14 protein-coding genes are annotated in these 14,680 nt (G+C 68.5%); 7 read left to right on the top strand and 7 right to left on the bottom strand.

The window, feature by feature from the left end; genetic code table 11:
* Positions 1–36 precede the first annotated feature (36 nt).
* Together ACZ7KI_RS11365 and ACZ7KI_RS11360 are read left to right on the top strand one after the other, a co-directional pair.
* Positions 37–1,227: a cytochrome P450 family protein gene (locus ACZ7KI_RS11365; RefSeq protein ID WP_470273023.1), complete on the top strand. Its 1,191-nt coding sequence runs from the start codon at positions 37–39 to the stop codon at positions 1,225–1,227.
* Positions 1,228–1,253: 26 nt separating this feature from the next.
* Positions 1,254–2,111 carry an LLM class F420-dependent oxidoreductase gene (locus ACZ7KI_RS11360; RefSeq protein WP_470273022.1) on the top strand — a complete coding sequence of 286 codons (858 nt, stop codon included), beginning with the start codon at positions 1,254–1,256 and terminating at the stop codon, positions 2,109–2,111.
* Here the strand turns inward: ACZ7KI_RS11360 and ACZ7KI_RS11355 are convergent.
* Positions 2,086–3,489: a serine/threonine-protein kinase gene (locus tag ACZ7KI_RS11355; RefSeq protein WP_470273021.1), complete on the bottom strand. Its 1,404-nt coding sequence runs from the start codon at positions 3,487–3,489 to the stop codon at positions 2,086–2,088. The two genes, ACZ7KI_RS11360 and ACZ7KI_RS11355, sit on opposite strands and share 26 nt — an antisense overlap.
* A gap of 230 nt (positions 3,490–3,719) precedes the next feature.
* On the opposite strand from ACZ7KI_RS11355, the gene ACZ7KI_RS11350 reads away from it, so the two are divergent.
* From ACZ7KI_RS11350 to ACZ7KI_RS11340, 3 genes are all read left to right on the top strand, one after another.
* The gene (locus tag ACZ7KI_RS11350; RefSeq protein ID WP_470273020.1) at positions 3,720–4,412 is read left to right on the top strand and encodes an IclR family transcriptional regulator; all 693 of its coding nucleotides are present in this window, start codon (positions 3,720–3,722) and stop codon (positions 4,410–4,412) included.
* On the top strand, positions 4,409–4,666 hold the full coding sequence (locus ACZ7KI_RS11345) for a hypothetical protein (RefSeq protein WP_470273019.1): 258 nt from the start codon (positions 4,409–4,411) through the stop codon (positions 4,664–4,666). Before ACZ7KI_RS11350 ends, ACZ7KI_RS11345 begins: the two co-directional genes overlap by 4 nt.
* 103 nt (positions 4,667–4,769) lie before the next feature.
* The gene (locus ACZ7KI_RS11340) at positions 4,770–6,332 is read left to right on the top strand and encodes an amidase (protein WP_470273183.1); all 1,563 of its coding nucleotides are present in this window, start codon (positions 4,770–4,772) and stop codon (positions 6,330–6,332) included.
* A gap of 268 nt (positions 6,333–6,600) precedes the next feature.
* Here the strand turns inward: ACZ7KI_RS11340 and ACZ7KI_RS11335 are convergent, their stop codons facing one another.
* Complete coding sequence (locus tag ACZ7KI_RS11335) at positions 6,601–7,146, bottom strand: TetR/AcrR family transcriptional regulator (protein WP_470273018.1); 546 nt, start codon at positions 7,144–7,146, stop codon at positions 6,601–6,603.
* A gap of 235 nt (positions 7,147–7,381) precedes the next feature.
* Between ACZ7KI_RS11335 and ACZ7KI_RS11330 the strand changes: the two genes are divergently transcribed.
* Positions 7,382–8,674, top strand: a complete 1,293-nt coding sequence (locus ACZ7KI_RS11330; protein WP_470273017.1) for a pentapeptide repeat-containing protein — start codon at positions 7,382–7,384, stop codon at positions 8,672–8,674.
* Between the two features lie 31 nt (positions 8,675–8,705).
* Here the strand turns inward: ACZ7KI_RS11330 and kstD are convergent, their stop codons facing one another.
* The 5 genes from kstD to ACZ7KI_RS11305 all read right to left on the bottom strand — a co-directional run bounded on the left by kstD (position 8,706) and on the right by ACZ7KI_RS11305 (position 13,701).
* On the bottom strand, positions 8,706–10,454 hold the full coding sequence (kstD, locus tag ACZ7KI_RS11325) for a 3-oxosteroid 1-dehydrogenase (protein ID WP_470273016.1): 1,749 nt from the start codon (positions 10,452–10,454) through the stop codon (positions 8,706–8,708).
* 144 nt (positions 10,455–10,598) lie between these two features.
* Positions 10,599–11,636 carry an LLM class flavin-dependent oxidoreductase gene (locus ACZ7KI_RS11320; RefSeq protein WP_470273182.1) on the bottom strand — a complete coding sequence of 346 codons (1,038 nt, stop codon included), beginning with the start codon at positions 11,634–11,636 and terminating at the stop codon, positions 10,599–10,601.
* Positions 11,636–12,154, bottom strand: coding sequence for an SRPBCC family protein (locus tag ACZ7KI_RS11315; RefSeq protein ID WP_470273015.1), 519 nt, complete (start codon positions 12,152–12,154; stop codon positions 11,636–11,638). The genes ACZ7KI_RS11320 and ACZ7KI_RS11315 overlap by 1 nt, the downstream gene beginning before the upstream one ends.
* Positions 12,155–12,210: 56 nt before the next feature.
* On the bottom strand, positions 12,211–12,717 hold the full coding sequence (locus ACZ7KI_RS11310; protein WP_470273014.1) for a winged helix-turn-helix transcriptional regulator: 507 nt from the start codon (positions 12,715–12,717) through the stop codon (positions 12,211–12,213).
* 60 nt (positions 12,718–12,777) lie between these two features.
* The gene (locus tag ACZ7KI_RS11305; RefSeq protein ID WP_470273181.1) at positions 12,778–13,701 is read right to left on the bottom strand and encodes a tetratricopeptide repeat protein; all 924 of its coding nucleotides are present in this window, start codon (positions 13,699–13,701) and stop codon (positions 12,778–12,780) included.
* 547 nt (positions 13,702–14,248) lie between these two features.
* On the opposite strand from ACZ7KI_RS11305, the gene ACZ7KI_RS11300 reads away from it, so the two are divergent.
* Positions 14,249–14,662, top strand: coding sequence for an SsgA family sporulation/cell division regulator (locus ACZ7KI_RS11300; RefSeq protein ID WP_470273013.1), 414 nt, complete (start codon positions 14,249–14,251; stop codon positions 14,660–14,662).
* Positions 14,663–14,680: the final 18 nt, after the last annotated feature.

The raw sequence follows: 14,680 nt of genomic DNA, 5'->3' as shown, positions 1-14,680 counted from the left end.
ACATCTGATTTGAACATCCGAGTTGGGAGACCCGCTTTGTCCGACGTTCCCGAAATCCCCCTGACCGACCCCGAGGTCCTGCGCGACCCCTTCACCGCGTACAGCCCCGTCCGCGAGCGCTCCCCGATCGCCAAACTCTCCGCGCCCGGGTTCTCGATGTGGGCGGTCCTGCGCCATGAAGAGGCGCGGAAGATGCTGAGCGACCCGCGCTTCACCCTGAGTCCGGCCAGCTACCAGCACATGGAGATCCCCGAGCACTGCCGCCCGTACATGCGGTCGATGCAGGAGGTCGAAGGTCCGGAGCACGTCCGGCTCCGGCGTCTCGTGTCCCCCGCGTTCACCCCGCGCAAGGCCGCCGCGCTCCGGCCAGGCATGGAACGGCTGGTGAACGAACTCCTCGACGGCTTCGCCAGGGAGAGCGAGATCGACCTGGTCACCGCCTTCGCCCGGCCACTGCCGATGGACGTGATCTGCGCACTGGTCGGCATCCCCGAAGCGGACCGTCCGCGCTGGCGCGAGTACGGCACCATGGTCGCGGCCGGCGACGGCGCGGGGCTGGCGAAGGCGGTCCCGGGGATCGTCGAGGATTCGCTCGCCGCCATCGCGCACCGGAAACTCGAACCCGCCGAGGACGTCGTCTCGCAGCTTCTCCAGATCCAGGCCGACGACGGTGACAGGCTCGGCGAAACCGAGCTGGTCGCGCTCGTCTGGCAGCTCGTCCTGGGCGGCCAGGTGCCCGGCAACCTCATCGCCAACTCCGTCGAAGCCCTGTTCGCCCATCCCACCCAGCTGGCCGCACTCCGCGAAGACCCGGCCCTCATGCCCGGCGCGGTCGAGGAACTCATGCGCTGGTGCAGCCCGCAGTTGCTGACGATCCCCCGGATCACCACCGAGGCCGTCCGGATCGGCGACGTCCTGATCCCCGAAGGAGAACCTGTTACCGTCGCGATCGCCGCGGCGAACCGCGACCCGAGGGCGTTCCCCGACCCGGAGGTCTTCGACATCCGGCGCGCGGCGGGACCGGCGTGGCACCTGGCGTTCGCCCACGGACCGCATTTCTGCCTCGGCGCCTCGCTGGCCAGGGTGCAGACCGAAGTCGCGCTCACCGCCCTGCTGCGCCGCTTCCCCGATCTCGCGCTCGCCGACGGTCCGCGGCGGATCCCGGACCCGGGCACGTGGCGACTGGACGCGCTGCCGGTCAGGCTGCGCGCGGCGGTTGCTAACTGAAACACGTTCTAATAATGTGACCGCCTGTGAGACACGGGATCGTACTGTTCACCAGTGACCGGGGCATCACACCGGCCGCCGCCGCGCGGGCGGCGGAAGCCGCGGGCTTCGACACCTTTCACGTGCCGGAACACACGCACATCCCGGTCAAACGGGAGGCTCCGCATCCGCGCACCGGCGACTCGTCGCTACCCGACGACCGTTACCTGCGCACGCTGGATCCGTGGGTGGCGCTGGCCACGGCGGCGTCGGTGACCACACGGATCCGGCTCGCGACGGCGGTGGCCCTCCCGGTCGAGAGCGATCCGATCACGCTGGCGAAGACGATCGCCAGCCTCGATCACCTCTCGGCCGGGCGGGTCACCCTCGGCGTCGGCTTCGGCTGGAACGTCGACGAACTGGCCGATCACGGCGTCCCCGGCGGCAAACGGCGGACGGTCCTGCGTGAGTACCTCGAGGCGATGCGCGCGCTCTGGACGGACGACGAAGCGTCGTACGCGGGCGAGTTCGTCTCGTTCGGGGCGAGCTGGGCGTGGCCGAAACCGGTGCAGGCACGGATCCCGGTGATCGTCGGCGCGGCCGGGACGGAGAAGACGTTCCGCTGGATCGCGAAATCGGCCGACGGCTGGCTCACCACGCCGGGCGACACCGACATCGAGGACAAGGCCCGGCGGCTGCGCGAGATCTGGCGGGAAGCGGGCCGCGCCGGCGAGCCGGAGATCTCGGCGCTCGGCGTCCGGCCGGAACCGGAGAAACTGGCGGCACTGGAAGCGGCCGGGGTCACCGAGACGATCTTCGGCCTCCCGGACCGCTCCCCCGACGAGGTCGAAGCCTGGCTTCTGCGCCTCGCCGGGAAACTCAGCCTGCCCGCTGGGAGTCGATGAGATACCGGCCGTCCTGCTGGACCAGGACGAAGGTCTCCCTCCCGCTCGTGGTCCCGCCGGAGGCCTTGACGTAGGTGAGCGTCGCCGTCACCGTGTTCCCGGATTCGGTCACGTTCGATACGCGGACCGAGCTGTAGTCCTTCCAATAGCTCGAGTACCGCTCGAAGCTCTGATTCCTGGTGCGCTTGAAGTTGTCGGTCAGCGTCGCGAACCCGGCTTGGAGATTCCCGGGGATCAGCGCGTAGTAGGCCGCGAGCGCCTGCCCCGGCGTCTGCGCGGGAGGCGGTGGCGCCGAGGACGACGTGGACGGGGGCGGTGCCGACGACGGCGGCGCCGAAGACGGCGGCTGTTGCGGCTGCGGCTCGGCCGACGGCGACGACGTCGGGGTCGGGGCGGCGGAGCTGGCCGGCGGTGCCGCGTTCGACGGGGTGTCGTCGCCACGGGTGAGCACCACGACCACGGCGGCGATGACGGCCGCGAGCACGAGGAACCCGGCGATCACTCCGATCAGGACGCCTTTGCGCGCCCGTGGCGGCGGCTCCTCGGCGACCAGCGTCGTCGGCTCCCCCGCCGCCAGCGCCCGCAGTTCCCGCTCGGTCTCGGCCATCGTCGGCCTGCTGTCCGGCCGCACGTCGAGCAGCCTGGTCAGCAACGGCGTGAGGATGCCCGACCTGACCGGCGGGGTGATCTCCCCGCTCGACGCGCGGTACAGCAGCGCGATGGGGTTTTCCGCCGTGCCGTAGGGCGTGCCGCCTTCGAGCGCGGTGTACAGCGTCGCGCCGAGCGAGAACACGTCGGAAGCGGACGTGGCGTCCTCGCCGCGGGCCACCTCGGGTGCCAGGAACGCCGGCGTCCCGGAGATCTCCCCGGTCGCGGTGAGCTGGACGTCACCCATCGCCCGCGAGATCCCGAAGTCGGTGATCTTGACAGTGCCGTCTTCACCGAGCAGGACGTTGCCGGGCTTGATGTCGCGGTGGACGATGCCCGCCCGATGCGCGGCGGCCAGCGCCGAGCACAGCTGGATGGCGAGGCGGATGACGTCGTCGACCTCCATCGGCCCGTCGCGCAGTTTGTCCGCGAGACTGGTCGAGGGCAGGTACTCCATGATGATCCACGGGCGGTCCTGCTCGTCGATCACGCCGAAGACGGTGATGGCGTGCGGATGGACCAGCCGCGCGGCGATCCGCGCCTCGCGCAGCGCGCGGTTCTTGGCCTCGTCGGCCTTCTGTTCCCCTTGCCCGTGCGGCAGAAGGAGTTCCTTGACCGCGACCGTGCGCTCCAGGTTGTCGTCGCGCGCCCGCCACACGGTGCCCATGGAGCCGCCGCCGACGGGCTCGATGAGATCGAACCGGTCGGCGAGGCGGCGGATCTCCTCCATTGTCGACGTCCCCCTGGCAGGTGTGGTGTTCGCGCGAACCTTGCCAGCATGCCAGGAACGCGCCGGAGCGGCGGACCCGGCACGGCCGTTCCGGGCGCGGTGTCGGTCACGTCGCCGGCTGGGCCGTTCAGCGGAACCCCGCCCTTTCGGCTGCCCGGAAGTTCGTATCCCGGACCGCCGGGCGCGCACTTTACTTCTCCGGTGTGACTTGTTCTCGGGAAAGGGCGGCGATGCGGGAAACCATCGGCGGACGCGGCGTGCTCGAAGGGGCGTTCACGTTGCTCGAAGCACTCAACGAGCACGGCGGGCGGGCCGGGCTGACCGAGCTCGTGCGTGCCACCGGGCTCCCCAAGACCACCGTGCACCGCCTTCTCGACCAGCTGACCGACCTCGGCGTGGTCGAACGAGCCGACCGCGGCTACCGGATCGGTTCGCGGGTGTTCCGGCTCGGCCGGTTCTGGCAGCCCGAACTACGGGAGCTGGCCAGGGAATGGCTACCGGCGCTTTCCGCGCGGATGCGCGTGAGCCTCGTACTCACGGTCCCGAGGGAAGGCCGCGCACTGGTCGTGGCGGGCGCCGTACTGCCGTCCGACGACGTCCCCGTGTGGCCGGGCAGCCCCTTGCCGCCAGGGACCGCCGCCGGACGGCTGCTCGCCGCCCATCACCCCGCGCTCGCGGAGCCGGACGCGGACGCGCTGGAGATCCGCGCGGCCGGGTACGCGGCCGAATCGGAGACCATCACCGCCGGGCTCGGCTGCGCGGCCGTCGGCGTCAGGACACCGGACGGCCGGGTCGGCGCCGCGCTCGCCGCCGTCCTGCCCGCACGGCGCGACCCGGTTTCGACCGTCGCCGGATTGGCGAGCACCGCACGTTCTTTCAGTTCCGCTCTCGCCGGGTTTTCCCCGTCGAACCGGGCCGGATGATCGAAGAACGACGACCAATTCCCGATCAATTGACTGCACGCCTTTCGAAGCAGAATTCCGGCGGAATATTTCTGACGAAGTACGCGGATACGGCGAACCGGCTCACGCTGCGTCCGCGCGCGGCGGCGCCGAGTACCGAAAGCCGTCGTTTTTCCTGCTTACCACCCGTTTCTGTGACCAACCACTTACCGGACAACACCGCGCAGACAATTCAACCCCAGCTTCCCCTGCTCCATTCGGCGGTGCTGCCGTGAAGCGCCACAAGTACCGTTCAGGCATTCTTTCGCCCAAGGAGGGAATTCCTTGAACAGACGTTCTCTGAAAAGACGCGGCTCGGCCGTGTCCGCCTTTCTCGTCATGGTGTTCGTCGCGTCCGCCACGGCCGCCGTCCCCGCACAGGCCACGTCTCTTTCCGGACGTCCGGTCGTGGCCGGGATCGACCTGGAAGGGGCGACGATCCCCGATCTGCAGCGGGCGATGCGATCGGGACGGCTGTCCTCGGTCGAGCTGACGGCCTTCTACCTGCAGCGCATCCGCAAGCTGAACCCGACGCTGCACGCGGTGCTCACCACGAACCCGGACGCGCTGCGGCTCGCCGCGGCCAGCGACGTGCGACGGCACCGACACCAGTCGAAGGGTCCGATGGACGGCATTCCGGTGCTGCTCAAGGACAACATCGACACCGCGGACCGGCAGCCGACCACGGCCGGGTCGACCGCGCTGCGGGAATCCCGCCCCTACCGCGACGCCGGCGTGGTCGAGAACCTGCGCGAGGCCGGGGCGGTCATCCTCGGCAAGGCCAACCTGTCGGAGTGGTCGAGCTACCGGTCCACCAGTTCATCGAACGGCTGGAGCCCGCTCGCAGGCCAGACCGCCAACCCCTATGTCCTCGACCGCAACCCGTGCGGTTCGTCGGCCGGTTCGGGGGTCGCGGTCGCCGCGCATCTGGCGACCGTCGCCGTCGGAACCGAAACGGACGGCTCGGTGACCTGCCCGTCCGGCGCCAACGGCATCGTGGGCGTCAAACCGAGCCTTGGACTGGTCAGCCGCAGCGGGATCGTGCCGGTGTCGAAACAGCAGGACACCGCGGGCCCGATGGCGCGCAACGTGGTCGACGCCGCGATCCTGCTCGCGGCCCTCAACGGCGCCGACCGCCGCGACCCGATCACCGTCGACGCCGCGAGGCAGTCGCTCGACGACTACACGAAGTACTTGCGCCCCAATGCTTTGCGCGGCAAGCGGATCGGCGTCTGGCGCGAGGTCTACACCCCGGACGACGCGACCAAGGCGGCCTTCGAGCAGGCACTGAGCAAGCTACGGAAGCTCGGCGCGACGACGGTGGAGATCACGATCCCCTACCTGGACGTCATCGCGGCCAACGAGTTCCCCGCGATCAGGACCGAGTTCAAGCACGACATGAACGCCTACCTCGCGTCCACCGGCGGCAAGCACCCCGCCGATCTGGCCGGGCTGATCCAGTACAACCTGGACCACGCGGCGGTCGAAATGCCGTACTGGACCCACAACCTGTGGGACCGGTCGCAGGCCACCACCGGCGACCTCACCGATCCGGCCTACCGCGCGATGCGGGAAGCCGCGACGGGCGCCGCCCGGCGGGGCCTCGACGAGACGCTGCGCGGCAACGGCCTGGACGCGATCGTGGCGCCGACCAACAATGCCGCGTGGAAGACACAGCTCGGGGTCGGCGACGGCGCACTGCTCATCGACTCGTCGGGACCGGCCGCGGTTTCGGGTTACGCCAACATGACCGTCCCGATGGCGTACTCCGGGCCGTTGCCGCTGGGGCTGTCGATCATGGGCGGGCGGTTCAGCGAACCGTCACTGCTGGCCATCGCCTACGCCTTCGAGCAGGACACGAAGGTCCGGCGGCTGCCGACGTTCATCCCGTCCATCGGCTGACCTCGCGAGTCGCGGCCAGCGTGCCGTGAAGGCCTCCTTGAGGGACTCGTAGTTGTTTACCCACTGGTGTGGAGCTTGTGCGGGTTGCCGGTGTGGCCGGGTGGGGAAGATTCCGGCCGTTGGACGGCCGGAATCTTCCCCGCTCGGTCGGCGGTCCACAGGTCGTGATCGGCACGAGCTTGATCAACGGAAGATCGGGGACACTCAACGTCCCCGATCTTCCGTTGATCAAGGTGTGAGACCAGGCGACGATAGGGAAGGGAGGCCTTCACGGCGAGGCAGCCAGGAACGCGAGGCTCCGCTCGGCCTCCGCGACGACGGAGCCGGGTTCGACGTGGCCGTCGATCACCAGCGTGGCCAGCCCATGGAGCAGACACCAGAGCGTGACGGCGAAGCCGCTGGGATCGTTCCGTTCGCCGACCCGTTCGGCCAGCACCGCACAGGTCACCCGATGTGCCTCGGCGAGTTCCGGATACGCGGCGCGGTCCCCGATCCCGGCTCCGACCATCAGCCGGTACAACGCGGGGTTCTCCACCGCGAAGCGGAGGTAGGAGTGCCCGAGCGCGGTCACCGTCCCGGCGCCGCAGCCCCGCAGACGTCCCTGTAACTCGGCGTGCCCCTCCAGGGCGACGGCCACGAGCAGCGCGTCCTCGTCACGGAAGTGCCGGTACGGCGCCGCGGTGGACGCGCCGACCTTCGCGACCGTGCCGCGCAGGCTCACCCCCTCGGGACCTCGCTCGACCAAGGCCTCCCGTGCGGCCAGTACGAGCGCACGACGAAGGTCCCCGTGGTGGTAAGCACGTTTGACGACCATGGCGGACCCCCCAGCCCTTGATGCCACGCGAACGCCTCACCTTAGCCGGTCCGCGCGCGGCCACGGGCAAGGTCCAGTCACCCGGCAAGGCCACTGTGTGGATTTCGGGACATCTAACGTCCCGAAATCCACACAGTGCCGCACCAAAGGTCCAGTCACCCGGCCAGATAACGACTCGGAACCTTCACGTGTTCGTCAGATTCGGAACCAAGGTGCCGAATGCGATCATGCTTTGATGACAGACGGTTCCCATCCCATGGAGAAGTTCCGTCCCACCGGATCGACAGCGGATCCGGCGCAGCGAACTTTGTCGAACCGCACCATCGCGATCAGCGCCGGGGCCTTGCTCGTCTTCGCCATCGCGGCCTGCTGGCTGCTTCTCTTCCTCTACGGCCGCGGAACTGATATCGACAAAGCGCGGTTGGAGGGCGTACGCACTGTCGGCACGGTCGTCCTCAGAGCAGGCGGTGCAGTAGCGCTGCTCCTGGCAGCGCGACGTCAACAAACCGCCGAGCAGGACCTCGCGAACAAACGCCGTGACGTCATGCTGCGAGAACAAGCGAACCACGATGCCCGCCACGACGCGGCGGAACGGCGGATCAGCGACCTGTACCTCAAGGCGGTCGAGCAGCTGGGAGCGGAGAAGGCGCCGGTCCGGCTTGCCGGTCTATATGCGCTCGATCGACTGGCACAGGACAATCCGTCGCAACGCCAGACCATAATCAACGTCATCAGCGCCTATCTGCGTATGCCCTACGAACTTCCCGACAAGCCGCCCGATTTCGACGCCGAGAAAGAAATTCACGACGAATACAAGAGTGACATACAAGAGCGTGAGGTCAGAATCACCGCGCAACGTATCCTCACCGATCACCTCGATCCTCATTACCGCGACGGAACCCGGTTCTGGCCGGACATCGACCTCGATCTCAGTGGCGCCCTTCTGATCGACGTGATGTTCCGCGACTGCCGGCTGAACAACGCCCGATTCTCCAAGGCACGGTTCTGTGGAGACACCCTTCTGATGGGGATCCAGTTCGCTGGTGAGACCAGGTTCGACGGGGCCACGTTCACTGGCGACACGTGGTTCCCAGAGGCCCAGTTCACCGGCAACGTGCGCTTCGACCAGGCCACGTTCGAGGCAGAGGTGAGGTTCGACCAGGCGTCGTTCAAGGGCACCGCGACATTCCGCGCCGCCTCGTTCCTCGAGAAGGCGCGGTTCAAGGGCACGACCTTCACCGGGAGCGTGGTGTTCAGCAAAGCGACCTTCACCAGCAGCGCGAACTTCGAAGAAGCGACCTTCTTCGAAGACGCCTATCTACCCGGCGTGACGTTCGCACACCGATCCTATTTCACCGAGGCCTCCTTCGCCGGCGACGCCTGGTTCAACCAGGTGACTTTCAGTAGCTACACCACCTTCGACGGCGCGACGTTCAGCGGTGACATCAGATTCACCGACTCGACCTTGGACGGGGTCCCCTTCACCCCGGACCAGCTTCGATCACACAAACCGGTCGAAGACGAATGACCTGCCACACAGTGCCGCACGAAAGGTCCAGTCACCCGGCCAGATCGTTCGCCGCGACATACCCGAAGGTCATCGCCGGACCGATCGTCGAGCCCGCACCCGCGTAACTGTTCCCCATCACCGCCGCGCTCGCGTTCCCGGCGGCGTACAGGCCGGGGATGACCGAGCCGTCGCCACGCAGCACCCGTGCCCGCGCGTCGGTCACCATTCCGCCCTTGGTGCCCAAGTCGCCCGGGACGATCTTGAACGCGTAGAACGGCGGTTCCCACAGCGCGGCGAGGCAGGAGTTCGGCAGGACGTACGGATCGGTGTAGTAGTGGTCGTAAACGCTGGCGCCGCGCCGGAAGTCACCGTCCACACCGGACAGTGCCTGGCCGTTGAACCGGTTGACCGTCGCGCGCAACGTCTGCGGCGGGACGCCGATCGCGGTGCCGAGCGCCTCCACGGTCCACGCTTTCTTCACCGCGCCCGCCGAGTACCACGCCTCGGGAAGCGGCAGCAGCGGCGCGACGTCGCGGAAAAGATACCGGTCGCGGTAGTGCTGGTCGACGACCAGCCACGCCGGGATCGTGGGCGACACCGGGTTCCGGTCGTACATCGTGTGCACGACGTCGCTGTAGGGCGCGGCCTCGTTGACGAACCGCTTGCCCGTGCCGTCCACCATGAGGCCGCCGGGCAGGGTCCGCTCGGCGAGGCAGAAGTACGGCTCGCCGGGCAGCGGGATCGCCGGTCCCCACCAGGCGTCGTCCATCAGGTCCAGCGCCGCGCCTGCCCGTTTCCCCGCCAGGATCCCGTCGCCGGTGTTCGACCGGGCGCCGACCGTCCACTGTGTACCAATCGGCTGGCGCTGGTATTCCGCTCGCATGGCGGCGTTGTGTTCGAAACCGCCGGAGCCGACGATGACGCCGCGCCGGGCCTTCACCACACCCGTCGAGACGGCGACTCCGGTGACCTTCCCGTTCTCGATGACGAGATCGGTCAGCGGCGTGTTCAGCCAGACCGGGACGCCCGCGCGCTGCAACCCAGCCCGAAGTCCCGCGGCCAGCGACTGTCCCATGGTGAGCGGCTTCTGCCCGGCGAGCGCGGCGGCGGTGCCGCGCGCGAGGCAGGCGGCGGCCACGGCGGCGCCCTTCGGGTTGACCGCGGCCAGCGCGAGCCATTTGTAGTCCGCGCTGAAGACGACCATGCCCGCGGGCGTGGCGAGATAAGGCGGGTTCAGGTTGACCAGCTCGGCACCCAGGATGTTGCCGTCGAGCTGGTCGGGTTCGATCGAGCGGCCCTCCGGCATCCCGCCGGGCAGTTCCGGGTAATAGTCGCTGTAACCCTCCATCCACCGGAACCGCAGCGGGCTGTTGGCCATCACGAACGACAGCATCGCCGGGCCGTTGGCCAGGAAGGCCTGCTGCCGTGAGGCGGGGATCGACGGGCCGACCACGGCGGCCAAGTACCGCGCGGCCTGTTCCGGGGTGTCGCGGACGCCGGCCGCGGCCAGCACCGAGTTGCACGGAATCCAGATCCCCGCCCCCGACCGGGCCGCCGAGCCGCCGAACTTCGACGCCTTCTCCAGCACGACACAGCTGAGCCCGCGGTGGGCCGCCGTCAGCGCGGCGGTCATTCCCGCCGCGCCCGCGCCGACCACGACGACGTCGTACTCGCCGATCACCGCGGCGTCGGCCGAAGCCGTTCCGGCGAACGGCAAGCCCGATGCGAACGCGATCCCGGCACCGGCGGCGGCGCCGTGCAGGAGCCGGCGCCGGGAGAGACGGGTTTCGGGCTCCATGACTCCTCCTCGCGTGGGGATCGAGCGAGGTCATGTTCTCCAGCCGGACGAAAAAGTGAAACAAGTTCTACCCGCTTGGAGCAGGGACGGCCGGTCGCGCTCCGCCGGTCACCTCAACCGGCGCGGGCATTCGGCCGAAGGTGCTCAGCTCTGGGCGCGGACCAGCTCCAGCGCGCGGCCGAGGGTGGCGAGCCGGTCGGCGACCGTCTCCCCCGCCGGATACAGCCGGACGGTGTCGACCCCGGCGGCACGCCACACCCGCAGCCGTTCGGCCACCATCGCTTCGGTGCCGATCAGCGTCGTGCCGAGCACCATTTCGTCGGTCACCAGCGCGGCCGCGCCCTCCCGGTCGCCTGCCTGCCAGCGTTCCCGTACCGCCGCGGCGGCCTCGGCCCAGCCTTGCCTGCTGTAGGCGTTGTTGTAGAAGTTCGTCTTCGCCGAACCCATCCCGCCGAGGCTGAACGCGAGTTCCGTCTTGCGGCCCGCGACCATTCCGCGCAACTCGTCCTCGTCCCTGGCGAAGGCGACTTCGGCGCCTTGACAGACATCGAGGTCCGCTCGCCTCCGGCCTGCCTTCGCCAGGCCCGCGTCGAGATGCGAAAAGTAGGCCTGTGCCCCTTCCGGGACGAAGCTGGTGCCCAGCCAGCCGTCCGCGATCTCGCCGGTCAGCTCCAGCAGCTTCGGCGAGAGGGTGGCGAGATAGATCGGGATGTCCGGATTCGGCACCGTCGACAGCCGCATCGGCTTGGCCTCACCCGGCAACGGGATCTCGAATTCCTTGCCGGAGAACGAGATCTTCTCCCCCGCGAATGCCTGGCGGATGACCGCGACCGTCTCGCGCATCCGGGTCAGCGGCCGGGCGAACGAAACGCCGTGCAATCCCTCGATCACCTGTGGCCCCGAAGCGCCGAGCCCGAGGGCGAACCGGCCGCCGGAAAGCTCCGAGAGGGTCAACGCGGCCTGCGCGATCGCGACCGGTGTCCGGGTCCCGAGCTGGATGATCCCCGAACCGAGCCGGATCCGTTCGGTCCGCGCGGCGAGGTAGCCGAGGACGGAGGGCGCGTCCGACCCCCACGCCTCGGCGACCCAGCAGTCGTCGAGGCCCAGTTTTTCCGCCTCCAGCACGAAGTCCAGCGTTTCCCGCCAGCCACGCGAGGCCTCGACAGTGGTCGCCGTCCGCATCACGAGTGCGCCGCCTCGGCCCGCTCCTTGATCGCGGCGAGGGTGCCGGTCATCGCGGTCTCGAACTCGCGCAGCCGGACGAAGACGATCTTCTCCTCCTTGTCCGGCATCTGGTCGATCGCCAGCGAAAGCCCCGACCGCCCCGGCCCGAGCCGCATCCACTGCCGGAGCTTCGTTCCGCCGTTCTCCGGCTCCAGCGTGAACCGCCACAGCGCGGTCGGCGTCGCGGGATCCTGGACCGCCCAGGTGAACACGCGCGGCGCCTCGCATTCGACGACATACGACGTCGTCTCCCACTCGCCGAGCGCGTCGTGCCTGCTGCGACCGACGAATCGCCTGCCGACCGCGGCCTCACCCACCGCTCCGTCACACCACTCGACCGACTGGAGTTCCCCGCTCATCTCGGGCATCAGCCGCACGTCCGAGACGATCGGCCAGACCCGCTCCGGGACGGCGTCGACCCAGGCCTGGACCTCGACCGTCGGTCCGTCGGCGTATTTGGCGCCGGTCCACTCCATCGTGGCCACCTCTCCGTGCTCGTGACCTCGATAGTTGCGTAGATAGACTTACGATGTCAAACCTGCTGGGCCGTGAAGCGGCGCACCACGTCGGGACGGCTCGCGAGCTTCGCCGGGTAGCCGGGGCCGAGCTTCGCGCGGGTGTTCTCCGAGGTGAGCGGTCCGGCACAGTGCGCGCAGACGACCTCCGCGTGCGTGTCGTGCCCACAGGTGTCGTGATGAAGGGTGACCGGCGGCCCGGCCTCACCGGAGAGCCAGCGGTCCCCCCAGCGCGACATCGCGGCGAGCACGCCGTAGAAATCGGCGCCCTTCTCGGTCAGCACGTAGTCGTAGCGGACCGGGTCGGCCTGGTAGGCGCGCTTTTCCAGCAATCCCTCGCCGACCAGACGGCGCAGCCGGTCGGCGAGGGTGTTCCGCGCGATCCCGAGTTCCTGCTGGAACTCGTCGAACCTGCGGATCCCGTAGAACGTCTCCCGCAGGACCAGCGGGGTCCACCAGTCGCCGAGCAGGTCCATGGTGCGCGCGATCGAACACGGCCACTGCGCGAACGAAGTCCGTTTCATGACGGCGAGCCTACGCCCGCCGCAATTGATCCGGTCATTCCTCCACCCATTCTCCGGCGCTCACGCGCTGGCGCGAAATGTTTCGATCCGATCAAGAAGATCACGTGCGTTAATATCGGCCACCCGCTTCCGCACGCATTCCGAGAGCGGCCGCAAACGATCCCGGGTACGAGCGGAACGGATTCCGCCCGCGATCTCCATCGCGGCCTGCCCGACCTCCGCCGCGCGGTCGAGGTCACCCTCCAGCGCGTGGTCGACGGCGAGCCAGATCATCGTCAGCGACCGGCTGCGCGCCATGTCCGGGCCGTAGCCGTCGATGGCCTCGGTGAGCGCGGGGATGGCCTCCCGGCTGTGCTCGACGTCGACGAGCCTGGCGAGTTCGGTGCGCACCGTGCCGATCATCGCGGCCATGTCGTTGGCGGTGAAGAAGGCCGACCACGACGGGACGGCGTCCGTCGCGGAACTGGCGAACTGTTCCGGGGCAAGGGAAATCTTGTCCAGCGCTTGACGGACATCGCCGAGCAGCGCGTAGGCCCACGCCTCGTTCGCCGAGAGGATCGCCTGCGACAACGGCGTTCCGGCCCGGCGTGCCGCGAGTTGTCCTTGCTCGAACTGATCCAGCGCCTCGACCGGCGAGCGGTGATGCAGGTACATCCGGCCGAGCCGGTAGTGGATATTGGCGACGAGGTCGTCGTTGCGCGCCTCCGCCGCCAGTTCGAGGGCGCGGCGGAAGTGCCGCTCCGCCCTGACCGGCCGGCCGGAGTCGAATTCCGTCCAGCCGACCAGGTTGTGCAGATCCGCGACCACACCAGCCAGCCGCCGGGACAGCGCCGCGGACATGATGCCCCGCCGCAGTGCCGCGCCGTAGGGTTCCAGCACCCGCAGCAGCTCCCGGCAGGCCCCGCCGCCTTCTCGGTAGTCACGCGCACGGAGTGCCGCGATGACACCCTCGAGCCGGTCGATGTCGGCATGTCCCACCCGCATCGGGAGCCGGTCAATCACGGCGCCACCCTCGGGCACGCGGCACCGCCGGAGTGGTATCGCGGCCGGACCGGGCCGGGTCCGGGACGCGACCCCGCGGCACCGGCGGCCGCGAGCCGTAAACGGCTTCGCGCCGCTGACGGTCTTCTTCAGGAATGACTACGGTGATTCGCACGCCCATTTGATAGGTCCTTCCCAATCCACAACGATCAAAGCTCGTCGAGGTCCAGGACGGAGCCACGCCGGTCCCTGGAATTTTCATGAACGACGCAAGATGATGTTAACCACTATAAATATCGAAACCATCCGCCGAATGGTGGTGCTATTGTCAGGCACCGGAATATGCACGTGCGGAATCTCTTTCTTTTGCACGCCTGATCGCATTTCCGGCTCGCTCACCGCACGTGGCCGACGAAGACCGTCTGTGAGCACATGAGACACAGCTCTCAGCCGAACGTGTGAAAGTTGTCGACTGGGGTCACGAAAAGGCTTCACATTGCGTTATCCATAGCTGAAGATCAACAGCAACCGAACGTAAGGGGCTGAAGCGTTGGACAAGGAAAACGACCTCATCCGGGGGACGATCATCTTCGGCCTGCGCACTTTCGGTGCCGACCCCCTCCCCGTCCAAGCCGATCTCGAGTACGACCCCGAAGACCCTTACGCCGTCGTGGTGGCCTACCACTCAGGCGGCGGGACGGTCCGCTGGATGTTCGGCCGCGATCTGCTCGCGGACGGCCTCCTCACCCCATCGGGTGAAGGCGATGTGATCATCAGCCCGGCCGACGACGCCTCGATCGTGATCTTCGCGCTCAGCGCACCCGACGGCTGCGCTGTCCTCGAAGCCCCGGCGCAGGAGCTGGCCGAGTTCCTCGACCGCACCTACGACGTGGTGCCCGCCGGTTCCGAGCCCGAGTGGTTCGACTTCGACCAGGAGATCGGCAAGCTCGTCACCGAGTCCTGACCGTCCGGCCAGGCCGTG

Source organism: Amycolatopsis sp. NPDC039088 (genome assembly GCF_055598845.1).
This window is presented reverse-complemented; position numbering and strand designations above follow the sequence as displayed.

What these genes read in the sequence shown, in the direction of transcription:
- ACZ7KI_RS11355 (WP_470273021.1), bottom strand. Translation starts at nt 3,489, where the DNA reads ATGGAGGAGATCCGCCGCCTCGCCGACCGGTTCGATCTCATCGAGCCC.
- ACZ7KI_RS11350 (WP_470273020.1), top strand. Translation starts at nt 3,720, where the DNA reads ATGCGGGAAACCATCGGCGGACGCGGCGTGCTCGAAGGGGCGTTCACG.
- ACZ7KI_RS11345 (WP_470273019.1), top strand. Translation starts at nt 4,409, where the DNA reads ATGATCGAAGAACGACGACCAATTCCCGATCAATTGACTGCACGCCTT.
- ACZ7KI_RS11340 (WP_470273183.1), top strand. Translation starts at nt 4,770, where the DNA reads ATGGTGTTCGTCGCGTCCGCCACGGCCGCCGTCCCCGCACAGGCCACG.
- ACZ7KI_RS11335 (WP_470273018.1), bottom strand. Translation starts at nt 7,146, where the DNA reads ATGGTCGTCAAACGTGCTTACCACCACGGGGACCTTCGTCGTGCGCTC.
- ACZ7KI_RS11330 (WP_470273017.1), top strand. Translation starts at nt 7,382, where the DNA reads ATGACAGACGGTTCCCATCCCATGGAGAAGTTCCGTCCCACCGGATCG.
- kstD (WP_470273016.1), bottom strand. Translation starts at nt 10,454, where the DNA reads ATGGAGCCCGAAACCCGTCTCTCCCGGCGCCGGCTCCTGCACGGCGCC.
- ACZ7KI_RS11320 (WP_470273182.1), bottom strand. Translation starts at nt 11,636, where the DNA reads ATGCGGACGGCGACCACTGTCGAGGCCTCGCGTGGCTGGCGGGAAACG.
- ACZ7KI_RS11315 (WP_470273015.1), bottom strand. Translation starts at nt 12,154, where the DNA reads ATGGAGTGGACCGGCGCCAAATACGCCGACGGACCGACGGTCGAGGTC.
- ACZ7KI_RS11310 (WP_470273014.1), bottom strand. Translation starts at nt 12,717, where the DNA reads ATGAAACGGACTTCGTTCGCGCAGTGGCCGTGTTCGATCGCGCGCACC.
- ACZ7KI_RS11305 (WP_470273181.1), bottom strand. Translation starts at nt 13,701, where the DNA reads ATGCGGGTGGGACATGCCGACATCGACCGGCTCGAGGGTGTCATCGCG.